Annotated in this window: 13 protein-coding genes and 5 pseudogenes; 12 read left to right on the top strand and 6 right to left on the bottom strand. The window is 72.0% G+C overall.

The window, feature by feature from the left end:
* Window positions 1-271: 271 nt before the first annotated feature.
* The gene (locus tag Srubr_RS13400) at window positions 272-1,474 is read left to right on the top strand and encodes a cytochrome P450 (RefSeq protein ID WP_230426644.1); all 1,203 of its coding nucleotides are present in this window, start codon (window positions 272-274) and stop codon (window positions 1,472-1,474) included.
* A gap of 37 nt (window positions 1,475-1,511) precedes the next feature.
* Window positions 1,512-1,766 (top strand): annotated as a pseudogene (locus Srubr_RS41665) (MbtH family NRPS accessory protein); the annotation flags it as partial.
* A gap of 72 nt (window positions 1,767-1,838) precedes the next feature.
* On the opposite strand, the gene Srubr_RS13390 reads toward Srubr_RS41665, so the two are convergent.
* The 6 genes and pseudogenes from Srubr_RS13390 to Srubr_RS13340 form a co-directional block, all read right to left on the bottom strand.
* Complete coding sequence (locus Srubr_RS13390; protein ID WP_203855009.1) at window positions 1,839-2,495, bottom strand: acyl carrier protein; 657 nt, start codon at window positions 2,493-2,495, stop codon at window positions 1,839-1,841.
* Between the two features lie 133 nt (window positions 2,496-2,628).
* A pseudogene (locus Srubr_RS13380) lies at window positions 2,629-3,132 on the bottom strand (KR domain-containing protein); the annotation flags it as partial.
* 360 nt (window positions 3,133-3,492) lie between these two features.
* A complete protein-coding gene (locus tag Srubr_RS41980) occupies window positions 3,493-3,900 on the bottom strand; it encodes a hypothetical protein (protein ID WP_373319148.1) in 408 nt (135 codons plus the stop codon).
* Window positions 3,901-4,560: 660 nt separating this feature from the next.
* A pseudogene (locus Srubr_RS40610) lies at window positions 4,561-11,284 on the bottom strand (SDR family NAD(P)-dependent oxidoreductase); the annotation flags it as partial.
* Between the two features lie 1,216 nt (window positions 11,285-12,500).
* Window positions 12,501-17,690 (bottom strand): annotated as a pseudogene (locus tag Srubr_RS13345) (beta-ketoacyl synthase N-terminal-like domain-containing protein); the annotation flags it as partial.
* A complete protein-coding gene (locus Srubr_RS13340; RefSeq protein ID WP_203855005.1) occupies window positions 17,669-17,860 on the bottom strand; it encodes a hypothetical protein in 192 nt (63 codons plus the stop codon). The gene Srubr_RS13340 and the pseudogene Srubr_RS13345, both read right to left, overlap by 22 nt.
* Before the next feature lie 353 nt (window positions 17,861-18,213).
* Here Srubr_RS13340 and Srubr_RS41660 point away from each other — a divergent pair, with 353 nt between their 5' ends.
* The 10 genes and pseudogenes from Srubr_RS41660 to Srubr_RS13300 all read left to right on the top strand — a co-directional run bounded on the left by Srubr_RS41660 (window position 18,214) and on the right by Srubr_RS13300 (window position 26,536).
* A complete protein-coding gene (locus Srubr_RS41660) occupies window positions 18,214-18,588 on the top strand; it encodes a hypothetical protein (protein WP_308445509.1) in 375 nt (124 codons plus the stop codon).
* Entirely contained in the window at window positions 18,585-18,845 is a 261-nt protein-coding gene (locus Srubr_RS41655) for a GNAT family N-acetyltransferase (protein ID WP_308445508.1), read from the top strand. The genes Srubr_RS41660 and Srubr_RS41655 overlap by 4 nt, the downstream gene beginning before the upstream one ends.
* 7 nt (window positions 18,846-18,852) lie before the next feature.
* A pseudogene (gene infA / locus Srubr_RS13330) lies at window positions 18,853-19,057 on the top strand (translation initiation factor IF-1).
* Between the two features lie 345 nt (window positions 19,058-19,402).
* The gene (locus Srubr_RS13325) at window positions 19,403-20,236 is read left to right on the top strand and encodes an acetamidase/formamidase family protein (protein ID WP_203855004.1); all 834 of its coding nucleotides are present in this window, start codon (window positions 19,403-19,405) and stop codon (window positions 20,234-20,236) included.
* Between the two features lie 163 nt (window positions 20,237-20,399).
* On the top strand, window positions 20,400-21,968 hold the full coding sequence (locus Srubr_RS13320) for an ANL family adenylate-forming protein (RefSeq protein ID WP_203854929.1): 1,569 nt from the start codon (window positions 20,400-20,402) through the stop codon (window positions 21,966-21,968).
* A gap of 372 nt (window positions 21,969-22,340) precedes the next feature.
* Window positions 22,341-23,336 (top strand): methyltransferase domain-containing protein, encoded by a 996-nt coding sequence (locus tag Srubr_RS13315; RefSeq protein ID WP_229927024.1) that lies wholly within the window; start codon window positions 22,341-22,343, stop codon window positions 23,334-23,336.
* 163 nt (window positions 23,337-23,499) lie between these two features.
* Window positions 23,500-23,889, top strand: a complete 390-nt coding sequence (locus tag Srubr_RS40605; protein WP_229927023.1) for a class I SAM-dependent methyltransferase — start codon at window positions 23,500-23,502, stop codon at window positions 23,887-23,889.
* The gene (locus Srubr_RS40600) at window positions 23,793-24,122 is read left to right on the top strand and encodes a TPMT family class I SAM-dependent methyltransferase (RefSeq protein WP_229927022.1); all 330 of its coding nucleotides are present in this window, start codon (window positions 23,793-23,795) and stop codon (window positions 24,120-24,122) included. Before Srubr_RS40605 ends, Srubr_RS40600 begins: the two co-directional genes overlap by 97 nt.
* Window positions 24,123-24,284: 162 nt before the next feature.
* Entirely contained in the window at window positions 24,285-25,445 is a 1,161-nt protein-coding gene (locus Srubr_RS13305) for a DegT/DnrJ/EryC1/StrS family aminotransferase (protein WP_189999876.1), read from the top strand.
* On the top strand, window positions 25,442-26,536 hold the full coding sequence (locus Srubr_RS13300) for a Gfo/Idh/MocA family protein (RefSeq protein WP_189999875.1): 1,095 nt from the start codon (window positions 25,442-25,444) through the stop codon (window positions 26,534-26,536). Before Srubr_RS13305 ends, Srubr_RS13300 begins: the two co-directional genes overlap by 4 nt.
* The last annotated feature ends 44 nt before the right edge of the window (window positions 26,537-26,580 follow it).

The following is a 26,580-nucleotide window of genomic DNA, read 5'->3' as shown; positions in this document are numbered from 1 at the left end:
CGGGGCGAACTGCTCGGCCGATGCCTTGTAACCGATCTTCAGTCCCATGCCCCCATTAATAGGCCGCGCCGGAAGCGATCCCCATCCCCCGGCCTGACGGTTGGCGGTGCGAACACGCCGCACCAGCGGGTTCGGCATGAGCGTCCAACGAGTCCGTGCAAGGCGGCTGTTGAGACGCTTAGCAAGGTGAGGGATGTCCGGCCGGTTCGGTCCGGTTCTACGGTGGCTGGCGAGTAGCGCGGAATCGGGCCGTACGAGAGAAGTGAGTTTCATGAGCGTGAAACAATCCGAACGGATACTGTCCAACTTTCTCGCCTATCTCGACGGGCTGCGCGAGCGCGGAGCCGTGCACTTCGACGACAAGATCAAGGCGTGGCACGTACTCGATTACCACGACGTCCTGCAGGTGCTGACCGACTCGGCGGCCTTCTCGTCCGACGTCGCCCCGCTGGCTCCCAAGCAGGAAGACTTCGATCTGTTCAAGAAGGGCAACTTCGGGGCGGACGATCCGGTGCACCGGCGGCTGCGCGGCCTGGTCAGCCGCGCGTTCACCCCGAAGATGATCGCCGGACTTGAACCCCGGATCACCGAGGTGACCTTGCAGCTGCTCGACGACGCGGACGCCGGCGGCGACCAGTGGGACCTGATCGAGCAGCTGGGCTACCCGCTGCCGTTCATCGTCATCGCCGAGATGCTCGGCATCCCGGTCAGCGACCGCGCGTTCGTCCGGCGGCTGTCCGACACCTTCTTCGAGGTGCACAACGTCGATCCGGAACAGTCGCTGGATTCCCTCGGGGAGAGCGCGGTGAACAATGTCGCGCCGCTGCTGCGCGAGTTGAACACCCACCTGCTGGAGTTCGTCCGCCGCCGCCGCAAGAACCCGGGCGACGACCTCACCAGCAAGCTTCTGGAGGTCGAGGTCGACGGTGTGCGGCTGGACGACGAGGAGACCGTCGGCTTCCTCGGCCTGCTGCTGCTCGCCGGCCACGTCACCGCGACCTCCACCCTGGGCAACACGGTTCTCGCGTTGCACGAGAACCCCGAGGTGTGGACGCAGCTGCGGGCCGATCCCGCGCTGATTCCGGCCGCGGTCGAGGAGTCGATGCGCTACCGGCCTCCGTTCCCCCGTCTCGGGCGGCAGGCGACGAAGGACGTCGAGATCGGCGGGCAGAAGATCCCGGCCGGCGCCTTCGTCCTGGCGTGGCTGACCACCGCGAACCGCGATGACCGCGTCTTCGCCGACCCGGACCGGTTCGACATCCACCGGGCCCCCAACCCGCACCTGACGTTCGGCAAGGGCATGCACTTCTGCCTCGGCGCGCCGCTGGCGCGGCTCGAGGTGGGGATCGCCCTGCGCCTTCTGATGGAGCGGTACAGCGACATCCGCGTACGCGACGACCTACCGGTCAACCTGCGCAACCCCTGGGCGATGATCGGCGTCAACCAGCTGCCCATCGAGGTCCGCAAGGGCTGACGGACCGAAGCACGGGCCCAGCGGTGGAGCAGCCGAAGTGTGCTGCCCACCTGCTGGGCCTTTTTCTCGTTCAGCGGCCCCCACAGCCCGCGGACGGGCGCCCTTTCAGCGTGGGGTGAACCATGGCCTTGTGACGGAGAAGACCGTCACGGCCGATCCGTTCGAGGTGGTGTCCGGCGAATATCCCGTGCTCTGCAACGGCGAGGGCCAGTTCTCGCTCCGGCCCGGCTTCGCCGATGTGCCCCCAGGCCGGGGCGTGGCCGCCGGCCCCGGCACGCGGCAGGCGTGCCTGGTCCTCATCAGGCAGTGGCGCCGGCCGGTTTCCGGCCGGCCCCGGCGCCACCGTCCAGCTCGGCTCCGGCGATCAGCTGCCGGAGCCGAGCGCCCGCTTGATCAGACTGTCGACGTCCATGATGTCGATGAGCTCGTCGGCGGCCGCCTCCGGCCCGGGGCCCTCGTCCGATGCCCTGGCCCCGCCCGCCTCGGCGTCGGCCAGGCCGAGCAGCGTCTCCAGGACACCGGCCTCCTTGAGGCGCTGGTAGGGCACCGAGGCCAGGATCCGCCGTACGTCCTCCTCGCGGACATCCGCGTCGTCCTCGGCCTCGAGCAGTTCCGAGCGCAGGTATGCGACCACCGCCTGCGGGGTCGGACAGTCGAAGATCAGTGTGGCCGGCAGCCTCAGCCCGGTGGCGGTGATCAGGCTGTTGCGGAAGTTGACGGCCGCCAGCGAGTCGAAACCGGCCTCCTGGAACGCCTGGGCCGCGCCGATCCCGTCGGCACCACCGTGACCGAGGACCATGGACGCCTGGCTGCGCACCAGCCGGAGCAGGATCCGGTCCTGTTCGGCCCCGACCGCGCGCAGCGACGTCATCAGCGACGACGCGCTCTCGGCAAAGTCGTCGGAGGGCTGTGCCGCCTCGATCGCCGCCGCGGCCTCCGGCAGGTCGTCGAAGAGCGGGCTGGTGCGGGCCGACGTGAACGGCACGATGAAGGCGCTCCAGTCCATGTCGGCGATGACCACCGATTCCGTGGCGGCCTGGACCGCCTGGTCCAGCGCGGCTGTCGCCGTGTCGGGTGCATCGGGATGACGCCGCGCCGCCGGAGCTGGGCCAGCGTCTCCTCGTCCATCCCGCGCCGCCCGCGGTCAGCGCACCCCAGGCGATCGCCTGCGCCGGGACGCCGTCCGCCCGCAGACGCCGCACCAGCGCGTCGAGGACCGCGTTCGCCGCGCCGTAGGCGGCTTGACGCCACCGCCCCAGATGCCGGCGATCGAGGGAAGACGATGAACGCGTCGAGCGGAAGGTCCGCCGTCAGCTCGCTGAGCCAGCCGCGGTGTTCACCTTGGCCCGGAAGACCTCCGTGACCTCCGCGTCACCGGTCTCGTCGATCAAGCTGGTCAGGGACAGGTCGGCGGCGTGGACGACCGCGGTCAACGGGCGGCCCGGAGCGTGGACCAGGCCGGCGAGCGCGTCCCGGTCGGCGTCCGCGCACGACTCGACGACGGTGCCCTTGTCCAGCTTCGCCACCTCGTCGCGCAGTGACTCGACCCGCTCGCCGGGCTCGCGCCCGCTGGTCGTGACCACCAATCGCTCGGCGCCTGCCCGCGCCAGCCACAGCGAGGCGTAGCGTCCGAGGCCCTCCGCACCGCCGGTGACCAGGACCGTCCCGTGCGGCCGCCACTGCCGTTCGCCCCGGTCCCGGCCGGATGGGGGGCACGCCGCAGGCGCCGGACATGGACGCCGGTCCGTCGGATCGCCACCTGGTCCTCACCGGACACGCGGTCAGCACGCCGAGCAGGTGCCGGACGGCACGGCCGTCCGGTTCGGCGGGCAGATCGATCAAACCGCCCCACTGGTTCAGGCGTTCGAGCGCGGCCGCCCGGCCGAGTCCCCACACCGCCGCCTGGGCCACGTGGGCCGGCCCGGCGACGGCGTCGCGGACACCGACGCTGACCGCGCCCTGGGTCAGGCACCACAGGGGCGCGGTGGCACCGGCCGCGGCGAGCGCCTGGATCAGGGTCAGGGTGGAGGTGGTGAGCGCCGCGGCATCCGGCCGGTGGCTCTCCATCCGGTCCGGGAGCGCGAGCAGGGACAGGATGCCGGCGATCCCGTCGTCGGTGAGGAAACCGCCCAGCCTGCGGGCGAGTTCGTCCCTGGACAGGCCGGTTTCCACCGCGCAGGGCACGACGTCGAGGCCGTTGGCCCGCAGCTGGTCGAGCAGACCGTCGCGCAAGACGTCCGCGGTCTCCGGCGTGATGACGAGCCAGCGGCCGGCGGGCACGCCCAGGGCCTCGCGCGGGGGCGAGGCCCAGCCGATCGCGGGAGTCGCTCCGAGACCGACCAGTTCTCGCGTGCCTTGCGCCAGTCGGCGAGGGCCGGCAGTACCGCGTCCAGGGCCTGGCTCTGGTGGGCGGACAGTTTGAGCATGGTGGCCAGAGCCGCCGGATCGGCGTCGTCGATGGCGTTCCAGAAGCCGGCATCCGTCGCCCGGCCGGCCGGTTGGTCGTTGTCCGCGGCGGCTTCGGCCAGCCAGAAGTGCTGGCGGTCGAAGGCGTAGGTGGGCAACTCGACCGTGTGCCGGGACGGTTGCGCCGGCAGTGTCGCGCTCCAGTCGAGCGGCACACCGCCGGCCGAAGAGCCGCGCGGCCGCGGCGAGGAAGGAGCCGGACGTCGGCGCCGGCGCAGCGTGCCGGAGACGAGCGGTCGCCCGGCGCCGCGCAGCGGGCCGTCCGGGTCGTCGATGACGTCGGTCATCGGCTGCACCAGGACCGGATGCCCCTGACTTCCAGAACACTCCGAAGCCCTCGGTCAGCAGACTCGCCCACGGCCGGCCGAAGCCGACTGGCCGCCGCAGTTCGGTTACCAGTAGTCCGCGTCGAGGCAATGGCGTCAATCGACCCAGCACCGGTTCACCGTCGAGTAGAACGGTATGCGCGGAGGCCGGTGTCGATCCCGCTCAGCGCCGTCGCCAGGACGTCCCTGATGCGTTCGACGGTGGTGTGTGCGAGGCGTAGTCCCACCGGCACCGGGCGGGTCCGTACGCCGTCCCGGGTCAAGGACTCCAGTGCCTCCGCCAACGACTCCTCGTCACCGGCGACGACCACCGGAGGACGGGCTGTTCACCACGGCCACCTCGAGCCGGCCGGCCCAGGCCGCCAGCCGGTCGTTGGCCTCGTCCGCGCCGAGCATCACCGACGCCATGCCGCCCCGGCCGGACAGTGTGGTCGCGATCGCCTGGCTGCGCACCGCGACGATGCGGGCGGCGTCGGCCAGCGACAGGACACCGGCGACGCACGCCGCCGCGATCTCCCCCTGGGAATGGCCCACCACCGCGTCGGGCCGCACGCCCAGCGACTCCCAGAGCGCGGCCAGGCCGACCATCATCGCGAAACTCGCCGGCTGGACGACGTCCACGCGGCCGAGGGTCTGTTCGTCCGCCTCGCCGCGCAGGACATCGGTCAGCGACCAGTCCACCCAGGGTCGCAGTGCCCGCGCGCACTCGTCGATCCGTGCCCGGAAGACCGCGGAACCTCCAGCAGCGTGCGCCCCATGCCCGCCCATTGCGCTCCCTGGCCCGGGAAGACGAGAACCAGTCGGCCGGGTGCTCCGGAGCCGGTCACGCTGCCCGTGGTCAGGTTGGGCGTCACCTCGCCGCGGGCGAGCGCGGCGAGGCCGGTCAGCGCCTCGTCCCGCGAGCCGGCCAGCACGACCGCTCGCTCCGGCAGCGTCGCCCGGCCACGCACCAGCGCGTCCGCCACCGCCGGCAGCGTCGGTTCGCCGCTCTGAGCGGGGCTGTCCAGAACATTCGCAGCCGGGTGGCCTGCGCGCCGAGTGACCGGGCGCTCTTGGCGGACACCACCAGCGGCACGATGTTCGTCGCGAGCGCCTTCAACGGCTCCGGGTCTCGGAGGGGGCGGTCGCGGCCTCCTCGGCCGGGGCCTGCTCGAGGATCAGGTGCGCGTGGTTCCGCTGGCACCGAACGCGGAGACGCCGGCCCGCCGGGGCCGGCCGGTCCGCGGCCACTCCCGCGGCTCGGTCAGCAGGGCGAGGGTGCCTGCCGACCAGTCCACCTGTCCGGTCGGTTCCTCGACATGGATGGTCGGCGGCAGCACACGGTGCCGCAGCGCCTCGACCATCTTGATCACGCCGGCCACACCGGCGGCCGCCTGGGTGTGCCCGATGTTGGATTTCAAGGACCCGAGCCACAGCGGCTGCCCTGCATCCCGGGCCTCCCCGTACGTGGCAAGCAGTGCCCCCGCCTCGATCGGGTCGCCGAGCACCGTGCCGGTCCCGTGGGCCTCCACCGCGTCGACGTCGGCGGGACCTATGCCGGCCGAGGCGAGTGCCCGCCGGATCCCCTTTGCTGGGCCGCCCCGTTCGGCGCGGTCAGCCCGTTGGAACACACGTCGGAGTTGACCGCCGACCCGCGAATCGTGGCCAGCACACGGTGACCGCGCTGCCGGGCCACCGAGAGCCGCTCCAGAAGCACGACGCCGGCGCCCTCGGACCAGCCGGTGCCGTCCGCGGTGGACGAGAACGTCTTGCACCGGCCGTCGGCGGAGGAGCCCGCGCTGGCTGGAGAACTCGACGAACGCCTCCGGGCTGGCCATCACCGTGGCCCCGCCCGCCAGCGCCATCGTGCACTCGCCGTGCCGGAGGGCCTGCGCGGCCTGGTGGATGGCGACCAGCGAGGACGAGCACGCGGTGTCCAGGGTCACCGCCGGCCCCTCGAAGCCGAAGACGTACGCGATCCGGCCCGAGGCGACGCTCGGCGACGTGCCGGTCATGACGTATCCACGGACCTCCTCGGGAATCCGGTTCAGCCTGGTCGCGTAGTCGTGGTGCACGATCCCGGTGAACACACCGATCTCTTCGCCCCGGGCGGACAGCGGGTCGATGCCGGCCCGCTCCATGGCCTCCCAGGACGCCTCCAGGAGCAGCCGTTGCTGCGGGTCCATGGCCAGTGCCTCGCGCGGGGAGATCCCGAACAGCCCAGGGTCGAACTGGGCGGCGTCGTAGAGGAAGCCGCCCGATCGGGTGTAGGTGGTCCCGGGGTGCGCGGGATCCGGGTGGTAGAGCCCGTCGGTGTCCCAGCCCCGGTCGGTGGGGAAGCCGGAGATCGCGTCGCGTCGCTCGATGACCAGGCGCCACAGGTCGTCCGGGCTCTCCACGCCGCCGGGCAGCCGCACGCCCATGCCGATGATCGCGATGGGCTCGTCGGGGTCGGCCGGGGACACCGGAGCCCGATCGGTCACCTCGGCCACCTCGCCCGCCACCTCGTCGGCCACGTGCGCCGCGAGGACCTTCGGCGTCGGGTGGTCGAAGACCGCCGTCACGGGCAGGTCGACGCCCGTGAGGTCACGCAGCCGGTTACGCAGCCGTACTCCGCCCAGCGAATCGAAGCCCAGGCTCCTGAACGACTGGTCGTCGTCCATCGCGTCGAGATCGGCCGGCTGATAGCCCAGCACGACCGCCACCGACTCCCGGACCACCTCGAGCGCGGCCCGCCGGCGTTCGTTCCGGGACCGGTTCGCCAACCGGGCGGCGACGCTCTCCTGAACGTCCTCCCGGCCGTCGGCCGGCCCGGCCTCGGCCGCGGGGACCGCGTCCCCGAGCGCCGCCTGGTCGAGCCAGTACCGCCGGCTCTGGAACGCGTAGGTGGGCAGTTCGGTGGCCAGGGCCGAGGCGGATCCGGCCGGCCGGCCGACGACCGCGGGCCAGTCCAGGGCCACGCCGCGGACGTGCAGTTCGCCCAGGGCCGCCATCACGTCGGCGACTTCTGCGCCGTCCGCGCGCAGCGTCGCGATGCAGGACGCCGCCGACAACTCCAGGCTCTCCGACGCCATCGTGGTGAGCGCACCCCCCGGCCCGAGCTCCAGGAAGGTCGTCACGCCCTGATCGCGCAGCGATCTGACCGCATCCCCGAACCGGACCGTGGCCTGCACCTGCTCGACCCAGTAGTCGGCGGTGGCCAATCGCTGTCCGGTGTCCGGCCGGCCGGTGACCGTGGACACGACGGGCACCCGGCCCGGCCGGTAGGTCAGCGACTCGGCGACCTCCCGGAACTCGGCGAGCATCGGTCGCATCAACGGTGAGTGGAAGGCATGACTCACCGGCAGCCGGCGGGTCTTGTGGCCGAAGCGGGCGAGCTCGCCCGCCACCCACAGCACGGCTGCCTCGGCACCGGACAGCACCAGCGACCGGGCGCTGTTGACCGCCGCGACGTGGACGACGTCGGGTGCCTCCACCAGTTCCGGTGCCACTTCGGCCTCGCTCGCCTGGACAGCGACCATGGCTCCGCCGGCCGGTAGCGCCTGCATCAGCCGGGCCCGCGTGGCGACCAGCTTTCCCGCGTCGGCCAGGTCGAGCACCCCGCTGACGTGCGCGGCGGTGATCTCTCCGATGGAGTGGCCGACGACCAGGTCCGGGCGCAGTCCCCATGACTCGTAGAGCCGATACAGGGCGGTTTCCAGAGCGAACAGGCCGGCCTGGGTGTAGATCGTCTGATCGATCAGCCGGCCGTCCTGCGCGCCCGGGGCGGCGAAGACGACGTCGGACAGCGGCGCCGTGGCATGACCGGCCCAGTGGGTCTCGACGGCGCGGCAGGCGTCGGTGAACGCCTCGGCGAAGACCGGGAACCTGGCCGCGAGTTCCCGGCCCATGCCGGGCCACTGGCTGCCCTGTCCGGTGAACAGGAAGGCCAGCTTGCCGTCGACCGGGGCGCCGCCGATGGCCGGAGCGGCACCCTTGGCCAGACCGCGCAGATCGCCGACCAACTCGTCACGATGCCGCACCACCAGGACCGCCCGCCGGTCGAGCTGCGCCCGGCCGGTGGCCAGCGCGAGGGCGATGTCGGCAGGCTCCAGCTCCGGCCGCGATGCCACGAAGTCCGCCAGCCGGCCGGCCTGGGCCCGCAGCGCGGCGGGGGTGCGACCGGAGACCGGAACCGGCACGCAGCCCTCGTCCGAGGGCCGGTCCAGGGCGGGATCCCCGGTCATCATCTCGTCGGCGTCATGCTCGGCGCTCTCCTCACCGGCCTCTTCCAGGATGACGTGAGCATTGGTCCCGCCGATACCGAACGACGACACACCAGCCCGGCGCGGCTGTCCGGCACGAGGCCAGTCGCGGCGTTCGGTGAGCAGCCGGACCGCGCCCGCCGACCAGTCCACGTGGGTCGACGGCCGGTCGACGTGCAGCGTCCTCGGCAGGACGCCGTGCCGCATCGCCATGACCATCTTGATCACGCCCGCGACGCCGGCCGCGGCCTGGGTGTGGCCGATGTTCGACTTCACCGACCCGAGCCAGAGCGGTCGGTCGGCCGGCCGGTCCCGGCCGTAGGTCTCCAGCAGCGCCTGCGCCTCGATCGGGTCGCCGAGCGTGGTCCGGTGCCGTGGCCCTCGACGGAGTCGACCTCATCGCCCCGCAGTCCGGCCGCGGCGAGCGCCTTGCGGATCACGCGCTGCTGCGACGGGCCGTTCGGCGCGGTGAGGCCGTTGGAGGCGCCGTCGGAGTTCACCGCCGTTCCGCGGACCAGGGCCAGCACCCGGTGGCCCTGCTCACGGGCCCGGGACAGCGGCTCGACCAGAAGGAGTCCGACCCCCTCCGACCAGCCGGTGCCGTCGGCCGTGTCGGCGAACGCCTTGCAGCGGCCGTCGGGGGCGAGCCCCCGCTGCCGGGAGAACTCGATGAAGGTCTCCACCGTGCCCATCACCATCACGCCGCCCGCCAGCGCCATCGAGCACTCGCCGTTGCGGATGGCCTGCACGGCCAGGTGCAGGGCTACCAGTGAGGACGAGCAGGCGGTGTCCACGGTGATCGCCGGGCCCTCCAGGCCCAGGTGGTAGGCCACCCTTCCGGACAGGACGCTGCCCGAGCTGCCGGTCAGGCGGAAACCCTCGACGCCGGACGCGTGGTGCGTGCGTACGGTCCAGTCATGGCTGTTCACCCCGACGAAGACGCCCACATCCTGGGCGTGCAGGCTGTGCGGGTCGATGCCTGCGCGTTCGAGCAGCTCCCACGAGGTCTCCATGACCAGTCGCTGCTGCGGGTCCATCGCCAACGCCTCTTGCGGGGAGATACCGAAGAAGCCGGCGTCGAAGGCGCCCGGGTCGTCGAGGAAGGCGCCGTGGCGGACGTAGGTGGTGCCGGGGTGGTCCGGGTCGGGATCGAACAGCCGGTCGGTGTCCCAGCCGCGGTCGGTGGGGAACTCGGTGACCGTGTCGGTCTCCGCGGACAGGATCCGCCACAGGTCTTCGGGGCTGTGTACGCCACCGGGGAACCGGCAGGCCATCGCGACGATGGCGATCGGTTCCCCGGCCGTCGCCCTCGGCTCCGCGGCCGTCGCCCTCGGCTGCGCGGTGGCCGGCTGGGCCTGCGCGTCGTCGAGGAGCTTGGCCTGCAGGTGGGCCGCCAGCGACCTCGGTCGCGGAAAGTCGAAGATCATCGAGGGGGGCAGGGACAGCCCGGTCGCGGTGGCGAGCCGGTTGCGCAGTTCGAGCGCGGTGAGCGAGTCGAAGCCCGAGTCCTTGAACGTCCGGTCGAGCCGGATCGCGTCGGTGCTCGCGTGGCCAAGGACGAGGGAGCACTGCCGGCGGATCAGGTCGACCAGGGCGTCGAACTGCTCGGCCGGGGGCAGCGCGCTGATCCGGCCGGAGGGGGAGGCCGGCGCCGCCGGAGCCGGCCGTGCGTTCGTGGTCGCCCGGCCGATCGGCCGTTTGCCCCGGACCAGGCTCCGCAGGACGGGCGGCACCCGCGACTGATCGGCCGCCCGGAGCGCGGCCAGGTCGAACCCGGCGGCGACGAGCGCCGCGTCCGGGCCGTCACCGGCGCGCAGGCACTGGTCGAGCAACGCCATCCCGTCGCCGTCCGACAGGGCGACCATGCCGATGTCCCGGTTCCGCCGGTGGTCGGCGTGGCCGAGGTGGCGGGTCAGGCCACTGGCCCGGTCCCAGTAACCCCAGGCGATCGAGACCGCCGCCAGGCCGGCGTGCCGCCGTTCCCGCGCCACGGCGTCCAGTGCCGCGTTGGCCGCGGTGTAGTTTCCCTGCCCCGGGTTGCCGAGCACGCCCGCGGCCGAGGAGTAGAGAACGAAGGCGGCGAGACCGAGGTCACGGGTGAGGTCGTCCAGGTGGCGGGCCGCATCCACCTTCGCCCCGAACACGGCGTCGACGCGGTGCGGGTCGAGCTCGGTGATGACCGCGTCGTCCAGTACCCCGGCGGTGTGCACGACCGCGGTCAGCGGGTGGTTCTCTTCGACCATGGCCAGCAGCGCCACCACCTGCTCGCGGTCCGCCACATCGGCGGCCACGAGCCGAACGGTCGCGCCGAGCCCGACCAGTTCGTCGTGCAGCGCCGCGGCGCCGTCGGCCTCGGGGCCGCGGCGGCCGGCCAGGATCAGATGGCGGACACCGTGCTCGGTGACGAGGTGCCGCGCGGTCACCGCCGCGAGCGTTCCCGTACCACCGGTGATCAGCACGGTGCCGTCGGGATCGAGCGGTCGGGCCTGCGATGACGAAGCGGCCGGGTGCAGCCGGTCGAGCCGTGGCACCTGTGCCCGGCCGTCCCGGAGCCGGAGCTGCGGTTCGCCGCTCAGGGCCGCCGCGATCACAGCATTCGTCGCACCGGCCGCGTCGTCCACCGCCACCAGGACGAACCGGCCCGGGTGCTCCGACTGGGCCGACCGCACCAGGCCCCGCACGGCGCTGGTGACGACGTCTTCCCCGTCCGGCGTGACGATCACCAGTCGGTCGTCGTCCCCGGCCGGCCGGGCGAGGAACGCCTGTAGCAGTTCGAGTTCCGCGACGACCGCGCCCCGAGGGTCCCCGGCGGAGATGTCGACCTCGTGGATCAGCACAGTCGCCGGCGCGCCGACGAGGTCGGTGGCGTCGGTGATGTAGCGGGCGGCAGAGCCGGCCGCCGAGGAGTTTGGCGGTAGCGGGTGGTCGACCCAGTCGATGCGGAAGAGGCCCGCGCAGGAAGCAGCGGGCTGCGCCTGCTCCCGCTGCTCGGTGACCAGTTCAGCCACCTCCAGCACCCGCTGCCCGGCCGGATCCGTCAACTCGATGTGCCAGGCCGGACGGGTCGGCGCGGACGCCGAGCGGACGTCAATCCCGGTGGCTCCGGACGCCAGCAGCTGGACGCCTCGCCAGGTCTTCGGCCGCTCATCCGGGGAGACAACGGCGCGGACCGCCGCGTCGAGCAGAGCCGGATGAATGCCGTAGCGGTGCGCGTCGGGCTGCTCGGCGTCATCGAGCGCGACCTCGGCCGCGGGGCCGAGGGAGAACTCGCCGGGTGGGCCGGCCGACGGTGTCACCGTGCCGGTGGCGTGACGTGTCCATTCCTGCGTCACGGCCGCTCCGGGCGGCCCCGAGTAGACCGTGATCGGCCGCCGGCGAGAAGCGTCCGGCCGCCCCACGACGATCCGTATGTCGCGGCCGCCGTGGCGGGGCAGCACGACGGCCGGATCGATGGTCAGCTCCTCGACGACCGGGGCGTCGGCCTCTCCGCCTGCCCACAGTGCCAGCTCCACCAGTACCGCCTCCGTACCCGGACCGGGGCGCCGTCGGACCCGTCGGTGGCCTCGGTGCCGGCCGCCCACGCGAGCGTCGACGCGGACCATCGGCCGGTCGCGACCAGGCCACCGGATTCGGGGAGCCGGACGAGCGCACCGAGCAGCGGGTGGCCGGCGTCGTCCAGGCCCATGCCCGACGCGCCGGCGCTCGGCACCGGACGGCGCCAGAAGTGCTGGCGCTCGAACGGGTACGTCGGCAGGTCGACCCACGCGGCCCGGGCGACGTCGTCGGCGAGCAGGCCGCGCCAGTCCACCGGGACGCCGTGGACGAACAGCTCGGCCATCGATCGCACCAGACGGCCGAGCCCGCCGTCGTCCCGGCGCAACGAACCGACGACGACCGCTTCCGCGGGCGCGTGGTGTACGGCCTCAGCGACCGGCTGGACCAGCACCGGGTGGGGCTGACCTCGACGAACGCGCCGAATCCCTGCTCCAGCAGGCGGTCGATCGTGGGACCGAAACGGACCTGTTGCCGCAGGTTGCGGTACCAGTAGCCGCCATCCAGCGCTCCGGTGGCCCGGCCCTCGGTCACGGTCGAGTGGAAGGGCACCGTGGGCTCGGCGGGCGACAGATCGGCCAGAGCCACCGCCAGGTGGTCCCGGACGGCCTCGACCTGGTCGCTGTGCGATGCGTAGTCGACTGCCACCCGCCGTACGTCGACACCGGACTCGGCCAGTTCGCTCAACGCGTCCGCCAGCGCCTCCGGGTCACCGGAGAGCACCACCGAGGACGGACCGTTCACCGCGGCGACCTGGACCCGGCCGTCCCTTTCCGCCAGCCAGGCCGCCGCGGCGGAGGCGTCGAGGCGCACCGACGCCATGCCTCCTCGGCCGGACAGGGTCCCGGCGATCGCCTGGCTGCGGACCACGACGACCCGCATGGCGTCGCGCAGGGAGAGCGCCCCGGCGACGTATGCCGCGGCGATCTCACCCTGCGAGTGGCCCACGACCGCGTCGGGCCGGACTCCCGCCGACGCCCACAGCGCGGCCAGCCCGGCCATCATCGCGAAGCTCGCCACCTGGATGACGTCGACGCGTTCCAGCAGTTCCTGGTCGGCCTCGCCGCGCAGCACGTCGATCAGCGACCAGTCCGCCCATTCGGTCAGCAGCCGAGCGCACTCCTGGACGACCCCGGCGAACGCGGGGGAGGTATCGAGCAGCTCACGGCCCATCCCGGCCCACTGCGCGCCCTGCCCGGGAAAGATCAGCACGACGCCGGACGACGCGTCAGAGGTGGCGCTGTCGCGCACCACGAGGGGACTGGCCTCGTCGCGGGCCAGTGCGCGCAGGCCGGCCAGCGCCTCGTCCCGGGAGCCGGCCAGTACGACCGCGCGCTCGTCCATGGTTGCTCGTCGAGTGGCCAGCGCCACGGCGATGTCGGCCCAGGACGAGTCGTCGGCGGTCTGGATGAGCGGGACGAGCCGGTCCGCCAGCCGGTTGAGCGCCCGCGTTCCGCGGGCCGACAGGACCAGAGGCACGATCCGGGGCGCCGATGGCGCCGGTGGCGCCGGCCGCCGGACGGCCGGCTGCCGGGGTGCTTCCTCCACGATCACGTGGGCGTTCGTTCCGCTCAGGCCGAAGCCGGAGATTCCCGCGCGACGCGGACGGCCGAGGTCCGGCCAGGTCCTGTTCTCCGTCAGCAGCGCGACCGCGCCCGACGACCAGTCGACGCGTGAGGTGGGCTCGTCCACGTTGAGTGTCGCCGGCAGCACACCGTGCCGAAGCGCCTGGATCATCTTGATCACGCCGGCGACACCGGCCGCGGCCTGGGTGTGGCCGACGTTCGATTTGAGCGATCCCAGCCACAGGGGCTGGCCGGCGTCGCGGTCCCGGCCGTAGGTGGCCAGCAACGCCTCGGCCTCGATCGGGTCGCCCAGAACGGTCCCGGTCCCGTGCCCCTCCACCGCGTCGATGTCCGCCGGGCCCAGGCCGGCCGACGTCAGTGCCTGCCGGATGACCCGTTGCTGCGCCTCACCACTCGGTGCGGTGAGGCCGTTCGACGCGCCGTCGGAGTTCACCGAGGAGCCGCGCAGCACCGCCAGGATCCGGTGCCCGTTGCGGCGGGCATCGCCGAGGCGTTCCAGGACCAGCATCCCGGCCCCCTCTGCCCACGCGGTGCCGTCGGCGGCCGAGGCATAGGATTTGCACCGGCCGTCAGCGGCCAGTGCGCGCTGCCGGGAGAACTCGACGAATGACTGGGGGGTGGCCATCACCGTGGCACCACCGGCCAAGGCCAGGGAGCACTCGCCGCGGCGCAGCGCGTGGGCGGCCAGATGCAGCGCGACCAGTGAGGACGAGCACGCCGTGTCCACGGTGATCGCCGGTCCCCGCAGGCCGAGCAGATAGGAGATCCGGCCCGACGCGACGCTGCCCGCGGTTCCGGTCGTCTGGAAGGCCTCGAGCTCCTCGGGCACCGGACCGCCGGTGCCGTAGCCCTGCTCCATCAGGCCGGCGAAGACCCCGGCGTCGGTGCCCCGCAACGACGACGCGTCGATTCCCGCGTGCTCCAGCGCCTCCCACGCGGTCTCCAGCAGCAGCCGCTGCTGCGGGTCCATCGCGAGTGCCTCGCGCGGGGAGATCCCGAAGAAGTCGGCGTCGAACTCGGCCGCGCCGTCGAGGAACCCGCCCCGGTCGACATACGAGGTCCCGGCCCGGCCCGGGTCGGCGTCGAACAGCCGCTCCAGGTCCCAGCCGCGGTCGGCCGGAAACGGCCCTGACGCATCCCGGCCCTCGCTGACCAGACGCCACAGCTCGTCCGGCCCGGTGATCCCGCCCGGCAGGCGGCAGGCCATCCCGACGATCACCACCGGCTCGTCGGGGTCGGACGGTTTGCCGGCGGCGGTGTCGGCAGCGGTGTCACCGACCAGTTCGGCGTGCAGGTACGCGGCCAGCGCACGCGGCGTCGGATGGTCGAACACCGCTGCGGTCGGCAGCTTCAGACCGGTCCTGGCCATCAGCCGGGTACGCAGTTCGATGAGTGCGACCGAGTTGTACCCGAGGTCCCGGAACGCCCGGTCCACCGGGACGGCGACGGTGTCGGGCTGGTTGAGCGACGCCGCGGACTCGTCCCGGACCAGGGCCTGGAGCAGCGTGTGCTGCGCGTGCCGGTCCAGGCGGGCCAGTTCTGCCCGCAGAGCGGAGGAGGTGTCCTCGAGTCCGTCCTGGACGAGCGGCTTTGGGAAGAGGGCACGCAGCAGGGCGGGCACGCCGGCCCCCGGCTCCGGCCGGCGCGCACGCAGGGCGAACAACGGCGTCGGGTCCGATGTGGCAAGGAGCGTGTCGAGCGCGAACAGCCCGTCACGCAACCAGGGCGAACCCGGCGTGTCCCCGGCCGGTTCGCACCAGGTCAGGACCGAGCCGGCCAGACCGCGCCGTCGGCGGTCGTGGACCACGGCGCCCATCATGGCCGCCGAGACCGCCCGGCCGGGGTCTGCCGCCCCGGTGACCTCGTACGAGTCCGCGATCGTGATGAACGAGGTCCGGGCAAAGTCCGCTGCGGTGCTCAGCTTCGCGGCCAGCTCGGGGTCGCCGTCGGCGAGGATCACCGCGGCGGGGCCCGCCGCGATCGCCGGCTCCCACTCGGCGGCGTCCTCGCCGGCGATCAGCAGCAGCCGCTCGTTCGGGAGGACGGAGGCCAGGTGGCGTGCCACCGCGGCGCCGCGCACGGTGTGCGCACCCGTCAGCACCACGACGCCGTCGGAGCCGGACCATGAATCGCGTATCGACCGGTCCGGGACCGCCTGACGGGTCAGCCGGGCCACCAGGAGCTCGCCGGACCGCAGAGCCCAGCGCGGCTCGTCACGCAGGGTCGCGTACGGCACGGCGTCGACCGGCGATGCGCCGTCCAGGTCGACCAGGATGGCCCGGCTCCCCAGCACCTGGCCCGCCGCGGCCGCCAGCATGGCCTGAGCCGGATCGGCCGGATCGTCCCGCGCCGAGACCGCCACTGCCCGCCGGGTCACGAGGACCAGCTGCCCCGATCCGGCTCGCGCGGCCCACGCCGTCAGCTCCTCGACCAGCTGTTCGATCCCGGCGCGGCGCTCCGCCCAGGTGCCCGGCATGTCGGGCGCCAGCAGCACCGTCATCTCGGCGGCGCCGGCCGTGGCCAGATCGGCGTAGCAGGAGGACGAGCCCGCGGCCGCGGCGAGGCCCGCCGCGGCCGAGCCGACGAACGCCCAGGTCGTCGGCGCGGGGCCGGCGGTGCCGCGGGCCGGCGCGGGCACCCACTCCAGGCGCAGCACTCCGTCGTGCACCCCGCTTGCCGTGCATCGCAGTACGGCGGGCTGATCGGCCAGCAGGCGCCGCTGGATCTTCCCCGACGCAGTCCGCGGAACGCCGGCCACCTCATAGACCTCTTCGGGAAGCTTGAACGTGGACAGCTCCCGGCGGCACCGTTCGATCACGGCGTCGGCCTCGACGCCTGACGGGCCGGCGACCACGTAGGCGACGGGCACCTCGCCCAGCACCTCGTGCGGCCGGCCGGCCACGCCGACGTCGGCGATCCCCGGAACGGCGCGGATAACCGCCTCGATCTCCTCCGGATGGACGTTCTCCCCGCCCCGGACGATCAGATCGTTGATCCGGCCGCTGATGGTGAAGTACCCGGCGGCGTCCCGGCGGGCGAGGTCACCCGTGCGATACCAGCCGTCCTGGAACGCGGCAGCGGTCGCCTCCGGTTTGTTGTGGTAGCCGGGCGTCACGTTCGGGCCGCGCACCCACACCTCGCCCTCGGCGCCGGCCGGCACGTCGCGGCCGGTCTCCGGGTCGACGATGCGGACATCCACGCCGGGCACCGGAAGCCCGCACGACCCGTCGACGCGGACGCCTCCCGGCGGGTTCATGGTGATCGCCCCGCACGTCTCGGTGCTGCCGTACGCATCGACCAGCGGCACCCCGAACTCCTCGCGGAACGACCGGCACAGCCCTGGGCCGGCGACCGCTCCCCCGACCAGCCCGATCCGCAGGTCCGGCAGGGTGATCCGGCGCTGGCGCCGCGCCTCCAGAAGGTAGTGGTAGGTGGTCGGCACACCCGCCACGAAGGTGGCCCGGGTTTCCCGGGCGGCCTCCAGGAACTCGTCGCCCGAAGGGCTGTCCATGATCCGGGCGGTCGCGCCGACCGCGGTCACCGCCAGCACGCACGCGATGTGGGAGAGGCTGTGGAACAACGGCAGCGGCCACAGCACGCGATCGTCGGCCGACAGCCCGGGGATCGGCACATAGCTCGCCGCCACCGAGTACAAGCAGTTGCGCTGGCTGGACAGCACTCCCTTCGGTTCCCCGGTGGTCCCCGAGGTGTAGAACGTCCATGCCACGTCGTCCAGGCCGAGATCGTCCCGTGCGGGTTCCGCGGGCTCGGTCCTGACGAGTTCCTGGTAGGCGTGGACCGACGCGTGCGCGGGTGCGTCGCCGGTCACCAGCAGCCTGGCGCCGCGGGGCAGGGACGGCGAGCGCAGGAAGCCGGCCACGTGCACGGGGTCGGTGATGACGACGGCCGCCTCGCTGTCGGCCAGGAGATAGTCCAGTTCGAAGTCGGTGGACGCGGGGTTGACCGGCACCCCGATCGCGTCCGCGCGAAGGATCGCGAGGTAACTCTCCAGCATCTCCACGCTGTTGCGCAGGCAGATCATCACCCGATCGCCGCGCCGCACACCGAGTCCCGCCAGATGCCCGGCCAGCCGCCGGTCCGCGCCTCCAGATCGGCGTACGTGACCGCCCGCTCCGCGTCCTCGAAGGCGACCTTCCCACCGAAGTTGTCCGCGTGCTCCCGCAACACCAGGGGGAGCGCTCTGATCAGCTCGGCGCGCACGGAATCACGCATCCTCTCGTGGAGCGAAACCTCATCGGGCACCAAAAAGCCTTCTGCCTACATGCGGAGGCTAGGAGCGGCCGTGCCGGCTGGGCATCCCTCAGCCTCGTGGCCTTCGCGGCAGGGTGCGGCTTGTCTGCAGGGTTCTCCGCCCTCGCAGTTGGGCGTGACGACGTCCGTCTGGTAATGTTCACTCCAGGCCGTGACAGACCCTGTAGGAGGTGAGACCCGTGAATGTTCGTTCGATTACCCGGGTGCTCCCCCTATTGGTCACGGCAGGCGACTGATGTAGAGTCGCGGGAGCGCACCAGAGGCACTCCTGGAAGGCGACAGCCATCAACCTTAAGCATCCCACCCCAGACCCCGTGATCACGCGGGTCGCCGAAGACCAGTGGCACGCCAGCGACGGCGACTTGGTTGTCGGCAGTGGCGACACGGGGCGCAGGCCCGACGGGCGACTGTACATCAGCATCGACGCATGGCACGACACAGCCTTCGACCGGCTGGCCGCCGCCATGCTGGCGGAACTGCCGGCGCCGCTCTACACGCTGGTCGACGCCGACGACGCGGACACGATCTCGAACTGGCGGCGGGCCGGCTTCACCCCTCACCGAAGTGAGCGGCAGTACCTGCTGGTGCCCGGCGAAGCGCAGCCCGCCGTGTCGCCCCCGGCGGGGGTGACGTTGACCGGCGGCGCGGAGGAGTCCCGCGCCGAAGTCGAGGGGTCGAAGTCGGTGTGATCCGGATTTCGCCGTCGATGCGGGACAACGGGAGGCCGCGGATCGCGCGGATTCGCTCCATCGAGGTCCGCGCCGACCAGCGCCGCCGTGGCATCGGCAGGGCGCTGCTGGTCCACGCGCTGGACGCTCTGCACACTCGCGAGTTCGGTCTCGCGACGATCGACGTCGACGAGACCGACACCGCGACGATCAGCCTGTTGGAAAGCGTCGGAGCCCGCCGTGAGAGCAACACCTTGGAGCTGACGTGGCAAAAGTAATCGAGGTATCGAGGTTGTCGGTACCATCGTCGAGTCCCTGAAAGACGCCAAGTTCTGGGTTGAACTCGAGAACGGTCACAAGGTACTCGCACACATCAGCGGGAAGCTCCGCAAGCACTACATCAAGATCCTGCCGCAGGACACGGTGACGGTCCGAGTTGAGCCCGTATGACCTGACCCGTGGCCGGATCACCTTCCGGCACCGGATGTAGCGGCCGGCGGAACACGCCAAGGCAGGAGCGGTGCTGATCCCCCCTCAGGGGGTCCGCACCGCTTCGATGGCCTCCTGGCCGGAAGTCCGCGGTGCACCTTCACCAGTCACGTTGACAGTCTTGCCCGGTGACGCCCGGACTTCCTTGCCTGGCTCATCTGCGGCTGCCTAGCGTTGCGGGCCGTGACGATGCATACGGTTCAGTCCACATTGGCCACGGGCCGGCCGGCGTCCTCGATCCCGGCGCTGCGTCGGCAGCCAGGATCGAGTCCGGCGACGAGGTTCTCTACCCCGACACCTGGACCAACTGCAGACCACTGCGGTACGGCTCGTCCCCGGCCAGACCGTGCGCGGCTGCGCCAGGAGTACCGGGCTGCCCGTTCCAGATCGTCGGCCCGGTCGAGGTGACCGGTGCCGAACCGGGCGACGTCGTCGATGCCGGCTGACGGAACTGCGGCTGAGCGACTGGGGCGGCAACGCCTTCCCCACCCGGTGCCGCGCGCTGCCGTACGACTTCGACGAGCCGTACTTCCACGACTTCCGGTTCGACCGGACCCGCACCCGGGCCGACTACGTTCACGGCATCTCGCTGCCGCTCGACCCGTTCGCCGGCATCATCGCGGTCGAACCGCCGGGCGACGAGCAGACAAGCGCGCTGATCGGTGGCGACCACGGCGGCAACCTGGCCCTCCCCGAACTCACCGTGGGCTCCTCGCTGTTCCTTCCCGTGGCCAAGCCGGGGGCCCGGATCTGGATCGGTGACATTCACGCCCTGCAGGGCGACGGACTGGTCGACCAGACCGGCCTGAAGTCCACGGCCGAGCGCTTGCGGATGCGGTACGACCTCCACAAGAACGTGGGCCTGACCCGGCCGCTGGCCGAGACCGACACGCACTGGATCGGCATCGGACTGGCTGACAGCCTGGAGGCCGCACTGGTCGACTGCCTGCGCGGACTGATCAGCTGGTTCAGCGCGGCGTCCGGCGTCACCCGCGCCGAGGCCCACGCACTGTGCAGCATGGCCGCGAGCTTCCGGATCACCCAGTACGCGGACCAGAGCGAGGTCCACCACGTCGATGTCCCCCTGCCGCCCAAGGGCGTGCACGGCCTCCTGCGCAAAGACATCTTCCCGGCCGGCCTGCGTACCCGGGTCGACCGCTGGCTGCGCCCCGCGGCCTGAGCCGTTCAGCCTTCCCGGGCAGGCCGGGGCCGGCTCTTTCGCGGCGACCACGTGCCGTCAATGTGAGGTATGGGGCCCTCGGTGCCCGCCGGTTTAGCCTGCGGTTCGTCTCACTCGACCACTGGACATCGCATTGTCTTGGACAGGAAGGCGAAACCGGGTCATGAGTACCACGCATGTGCATTATGTTCAGCAGCTGCTGACTCATTTCGATGCCGATCCGGATCGCCCTGCCATGGTCAGCGGGGACGTCCCCTTCTCCGCCGGGGAGCTGGCCGACGCCGTTCGCCGGGCCGCGGCCGCGATGGGCCGCCACGGCGTCGGCCGCGGTGACGTCGTCTGCATCCTGACCGAGCCCAACACCGCGGCCACACTGATCCTGCGGTGGGCGGCCAACCTGGTGGGGGCGACCGCCGCACATGTGCGTGGGATGAATGCGGTGGTGCCTGACGACGAGTTGCGCATGGACTTGCAGCGCGCCATCGTCTCGGATGTCGGCGCCCGGATGCTGGCGGTCGACCCGGCCAACGAGGCACGGGCACGGGAGCTGCTGGTGAACGCGACCGGTCGGCCGGTCCTGGCCGTACTGGGCGCAGGACAGCCGGACACGGTGGATTTGACCGCCGGCTGCGGTGACGGAGTAGGCCCGTGCCCGGACATCACCGACAGCGACCTCGCGGTGATCACCCAGACCAGTGGGGCGAGCGGCCTGCCGAAGGGTGTCTGCTGGCCCTTCGGCGTCAAGAACGACATGGCCGCATCGGCCATCGACCGCAGCAGCCGGACGAACGTCCTGATCACCGCACCGCTCACCCATTCCAGCGGGTTCGCCGCGGACGACACGCTCATCACCGGCGGCATGGTCGTCCTGCATCCCGGCTTCGACGCCGCGGCCGTGCTCCACGCGATCGCGCAGCACCGCATCGGCCGGCTCATCCTCGGCACCCCGCAGGTGTACGCACTGGCCGAGCACCCGGACCGGGCGGCCACCGACCTGTCCAGCCTGACCGAGCTGATCTACACCGGCAGCCCCGGGGCACCGCTCAAGCTGCGCAAGGCCCGGGAAATCTTCGGCCCCGTACTGATCCAGGTCTACGGCACGACCGAGACCGGAGTGCTCACCATGCTCCCCCCCGGCGACCACGACGACCTGCGCGCCTGCTCCAGCGCGGGCCGGCCGGTCAACCCAGAGGCGCTCAGCATCCGGCACCCCGACACCGGCGCGGTACTGCCCGTCGGCGAGGTCGGCGAGGTCTGCGCGGTTCCACGCTGGCCCACGGCCGGCTACTGGCACGAGCCGGCACTCACCGCGGCACTCGTCCGCGACGGCTGGGTGCGCACCGGCGACCTCGGGCACCTCGACACCGACGGCTACCTGCACCTGACCGGCCGGCTCGCGAACATGATGAAGGTCAAGGGAATCCGCATCCACCCCGAGCAGGTGGAGAAGGTGCTCAGGCAGGCCCCGGGCGTGTCCCAGGCCGCCGTATGCGGGGTCGAGGACGCCGACCGGGTGGAGCACATCTACGCCGCCGTCGTGCCCGAGCCCGGCGCCGACCCGGATCCCCGGGAACTGCGCCGTCACGTCGCCGAGGCACTGTCCGACACCTACGTCCCCCGCCTGATCGACATTCGCCGGAAACTGCCGACGACCGGCTGGGACAAACCCGATCGGGTCCGGCTGCGGGCCGACGCCCGCGCCGCACTGACCCGGCCCGCCCCCCAGGCCTGACGCGGCAAGCATCTCCTCGTACCGGTCCGGAGCGTTCTTCCCGGACGTGCGATGCGGTCGCCTCACCACGCGCCCGCCGCTCTGCCCCTCCCCAGGCCCCGGGGCCCTGGTGGCCCGCATCCGCGCGGGCCGGGCCCTGGAGACGGACTGCCGGGCTGACGGAGCCTTACCGCCCGGCGGCCGGGGAGCCACTCGCCCACGGCCCACCTGCGCGGCCGGTGCCGCAGGCCCTGCCCGATACCGGCTCCCGGCACAACAGACCTGCCCCCGGCCCGAGTTCAGCGACCACCCCAGCCGACCGACCAGCGATCCCCAGTACCGTCAACCTGCGTGATGGCGTGCGCTGTCCGGCGTCGGGAAGACTCTCCGGCCATGGACGGCTTCGAACTGCACGACCTCGCGCGCAAGCTGCTGCGGATCGGCGAGGACGCCCTCCCGGACCCCACCGGTGTGCGACAGCTGTCTCCCGGCGTGCGTCACGTCATGACCGACGTGTTCGAACACCCGGACACCTCGGTCACCGAGATCGCCAACCGCACCGGCTTCCCGGCGAGCCACGTGGAGACGAGCGTCGCCACCCTGCGCGACCGGGGTGCGGTCACCACCGCGGCCGCCCCGGACGGACAAACGGTCGTCCGGGCGGCTGCCCGGCACAGGAGCGCCGGCCGAGCCGCCGCGCGGATCGACGAGCAGCTCGCCGCGGCCGCCGGGATCCAAGACCCCGGCCAGGCCAAGGAATTGGTCGAGACACTCGAGCAACTGGCGCGCCGGCTCACCGATGCCCTGTCCCCCGAGCATTTCAACGCGCGGTATGCGGGTACGCCGCCCTGGGAAACCGGCCGTCCGCAACCGGCCCTGCGCGACCTCGCCGAGGCGGGCGCCTTCCGCGGCCGGGTGCTCGACGTCGGGTGCGGCACCGGCGAGGTCGCGCTCATGGCGGCGGCCCTCGGCCTGCCGACGGTCGGCATCGACCCGGCGTCGACGGCGATCGAGATCGCGCGGCGCAAAGCGGAAGAGCGCGGCCTGCAGGCGCGCTTCCTGGTCGGGGACGCACTCGAACTCGGCGCCATGGGCGAGCAGTTCGACACCGTGCTCGACTGCGGCCTGTTCCACGTGTTCAGCGACGCCGAACGAGTCCGCTACGCCGACAGCCTGGCCACCGTGATGCCGCCGGACGCGCGGTTGTTCCTGCTCTGCTTCAGCGACCGCCATCCACCCGATATCGGACCGCGGCGGGTGAGCCAGGACGAAATCCGGGCCACCTTCGCCGACGGCTGGCGGGTCGATTCGATCGAACCCGCGATGCTGGAGAACAACAAATATGTCGACGGAGTGCTGGCCTGGCTGGCCAGTATCACCCGCACCTGACCGCCCTTTTCCCGAGCGCACACCCCCGAAAGGCTGCCACGTGCGCCGAATTCGCAGAATGGGGCGACGGCGAAACACAAATCTGCTGCCAGGTTGAGGGATAGTGGCGTAGGCGCCGAACTCCGTACCGTGAGGCCAATCGACCAGAAGGAGCCGGACACACATGGGTGGCAGCAAGGTGGAGGGCTTCGACGCGCACTACGCCGGAACACCGCTCTGGGACCTCGGCCGCCCCCAGACGGCCCTGCGCGACCTCGCCGAGGCGGGCGCCTTCCGCGGCCGGGTGCTCGACGTCGGGTGCGGCACCGGCGAGGTCGCGCTCATGGCGGCGGCCCTCGGCCTGCCGACGGTCGGCATCGACTCGGCGTCGACGGCGATCGGGATCGCGCGGCGCAAAGCGGAAGAGCGCGGCCTGCCGGCGCGCTTCCTGGTCGGGGACGCACTCAACTCGGCGACTTGGGCGAGCAGTTCGACACCGTGCTCGACTGCGCCCTGTTCCACGCGTTCAGCGAGACCGAACGCGTCCGCTACGCCGGCAGCCTGGCCACCGTGATGCCGCCGGACGCGCGGTTGTTCCTGCTCTGCATCAGCGACCGCCATCACCCCGGCAGCGGACCGCGACGGGAGAGCCAGGGCGGGATCCGCGCCAGGCGGGTGAGCCAGGACGAAATCCGGGCCACCTTCGCCGACGGCTGGCGGGTCGATTCGATCGAACCCGCGACATTGGAGAACAACAGAGACATCGACGGGGCACCGGGCTGGCTGGCCGCGATCACCCGCACCTGACCACCCTTCCCCGAGCGAATCCCCCTGAAAGGCCTCCCGTCGCGCCGAATTCATGGAACAGGGCGACGGCGAATTCCGAATCGGCTGCCAGGTCGAAGAGCCGTGGCGTAGGCATCGGACTCCGTACCGTGAGGCCAATCAACCAGAAGGAGTCAGGCAGAAATGAGTCCGCGACCGAGGCCGACCTTTCCGGATTGGCCGCAATTCGATGACACCGAACGCCGAGCTCTTGATCGTGCGCTGTCCCAGGGCCAGTGGTGGCGCATGGGTGGCAGCGAGGTGGACAGCTTCGAGCGGGAGTTCGCCGGATACCACGGTGCCCACCACGCCCTCGCCGTCACCAACGGCACGCACGCGCTGGAGCTCGCCCTGCAGGTGCTGGGTGCGGGACCGGGCACCGAAGTGATCGTGCCGGCGTTCACCTTCATCTCCTCGTCCCAGGCCGCTCAGCGGATCGGGGCCGTCGCCGTGCCGGTGGACGTCGATCCGGAGACCTACAACATCGACGCGACCGCCACCGCCGAGGCGATCACACCGCGGACCCGGGTGATCATGCCGGTGCACATGGCGGGTCTCATGGCCGACATGGACGCACTGGACAAGCTCGCCTCCGATGCCGGCGTCCGGATCCTTCAGGACGCGGCCCACGCGCACGGTGCCCGGTGGCGGGGCAAGCGCGTGGGCGAGCTGGGCTCGATCGCGGCGTTCAGCTTCCAGAACGGCAAGCTGATGACCGCGGGCGAGGGCGGCGCGGTGCTGTTCTTGGACCCGGACGACTACGAGAAGGCATTCCTGCATCACTCCTGCGGCCGGCCGCGCACCGACCGCAACTATCACCACCAGGTGGCCGGCACCAACATGCGGATGAACGAGTTCTCGGCCGCCGTCCTGCGCGCTCAGCTGGGCCGCCTCGACGGCCAGATCGAGCTGCGCGAGCAGCGGTGGCGGTTGCTGTCGCAGCTCTTGGCCCAGATCCCCGGCGTCCGGCCGCAGGGCGGTGATGCGCGGGCCGACCGGAATCCGCACTACATGGCGATGTTCCGGCTTCCCGGCTGGTCGGAGGAGCGTCGCAACCTCCTCGTCGATCGCCTGGTCGACGCGGGGATCCCGGCGTTCGCGGGCTTCCGCGCCATCTACCGCACCGCGGCGTTCTGGGAGACCGGCGCACCCGAGGAGTCCGTCGACGCGGTCGCCAAGCGGTGCCCCAACGCCGACGCGATCAGCCAGGACTGCGTCTGGCTGCACCACCGCACCCTGCTCGCGTCGGAGCAGGCTCTCACCGACACCGCCGCCATCGTGGCCGACCAGGTGGCCGCCGGATGAGGATCCGCACCGTACTGGTCGGGTTCGGGTGGTCCGGCCGAGAGATCTGGCTTCCTCGTCTGATGGCAAACGGTGACTACGAGGTAGTGGCCGCGGTCGATCCGGATCCGGCCAGGCGGGAGGCGTTCACCGCGGCGACCGGCCGTCCGGCCTTCGGCGACGTCGACGCGCTGCGGGCCGAGGACGCCGACCTCGCGTTGGTCGCCTCGCCCAACCACCTGCACGCGGCGCTCGCGCGACGTCTTCTCACCCGAGGTCTCGCCACCTTCGTGGAGAAGCCGGTCTGCCTCTCGAGCGCGGAGGCGGACAGGCTGGCCGCGGCCGAGCGGGCAGGCGGCGTCCCGTTGCTGGCCGGAAGTGCGTGCCGATACCGCGCGGACGTGCGGGCACTGGCCGGTCTGGCCGGCGAGCTCGGCCACCTGCGCCACATCGACCTGGTGTGGGAACGGGCCTGCGGAGTGCCCCGGTCCCAGGGCTGGTTCACCAGCCGGGCGGAGGCAGGCGGCGGGGTGCTGTTCGACCTCGGATGGCATCTGCTCGATGTCCTGGAGACCGTCGCCGGGCCGTTGGCGTTCGTTCAGGCCGCCGCGTCCACCTCGTACGACCACGTCAACGACCCGCGCTGGACGGCGGCCTGGCGGCATGATCAGCCGGTGCCGGAACTCGACGCGGACGTCGAGGACACCGTGCGCGGCTTCCTGGTCACCGGCAGCGGTCTGTCGGTGGGCCTTCGCGCCAGCTGGGCCACGCACGCGGCGAGCCATGACGTCACCGAGATCCGGATCGAGGGGAGTGACGACACCGCGATGCTCCGGTCCACCTTCGGCTTCAGCCCCAATCGCGAGCCGCGGCCGCGGCTCAGCGTCGTCCGGCGGGGCCGGACGAGCGAGATCACGGTCCCGACCGAGCCGATCGGCGCCGAGTACTCCCGTCAGCTCGACGACATCAGGGACCACCTCGCCGATCCGTCGGCGTGCGGATCCGCGATCGCGGGCGTGCGGCGGATCGTCGGCACGATCGAGGCGCTGTACGCGGCCTCGGCGACACCGCTGCTGCCCGCCGGGCCGGTCATGACCGCGGCGGCGACCTGATGGCGAGCGTACCGGTGCGCAGTGTGGTGATCTTCGACCTCGAC

The organism is Streptomyces rubradiris, assembly GCF_016860525.1.
GTDB lineage: Bacteria > Actinomycetota > Actinomycetes > Streptomycetales > Streptomycetaceae > Streptomyces > Streptomyces rubradiris.
Note: the sequence above shows the minus strand (reverse complement) of the source record. Positions and strands in the feature narration are given on the sequence as shown.

Excerpts from the sequence above, each read along its gene's own strand:
- Srubr_RS41980 (WP_373319148.1), bottom strand. The coding sequence starts at position 3,900 with ATGCTCAAACTGTCCGCCCACCAGAGCCAGGCCCTGGACGCGGTACTG.
- Srubr_RS13400 (WP_230426644.1), top strand. The coding sequence starts at position 272 with ATGAGCGTGAAACAATCCGAACGGATACTGTCCAACTTTCTCGCCTAT.
- Srubr_RS13315 (WP_229927024.1), top strand. The coding sequence starts at position 22,341 with ATGGACGGCTTCGAACTGCACGACCTCGCGCGCAAGCTGCTGCGGATC.
- Srubr_RS13340 (WP_203855005.1), bottom strand. The coding sequence starts at position 17,860 with ATGCGTGATTCCGTGCGCGCCGAGCTGATCAGAGCGCTCCCCCTGGTG.
- Srubr_RS13300 (WP_189999875.1), top strand. The coding sequence starts at position 25,442 with ATGAGGATCCGCACCGTACTGGTCGGGTTCGGGTGGTCCGGCCGAGAG.
- Srubr_RS13305 (WP_189999876.1), top strand. The coding sequence starts at position 24,285 with ATGAGTCCGCGACCGAGGCCGACCTTTCCGGATTGGCCGCAATTCGAT.
- Srubr_RS13320 (WP_203854929.1), top strand. The coding sequence starts at position 20,400 with ATGAGTACCACGCATGTGCATTATGTTCAGCAGCTGCTGACTCATTTC.
- Srubr_RS40605 (WP_229927023.1), top strand. The coding sequence starts at position 23,500 with ATGGGTGGCAGCAAGGTGGAGGGCTTCGACGCGCACTACGCCGGAACA.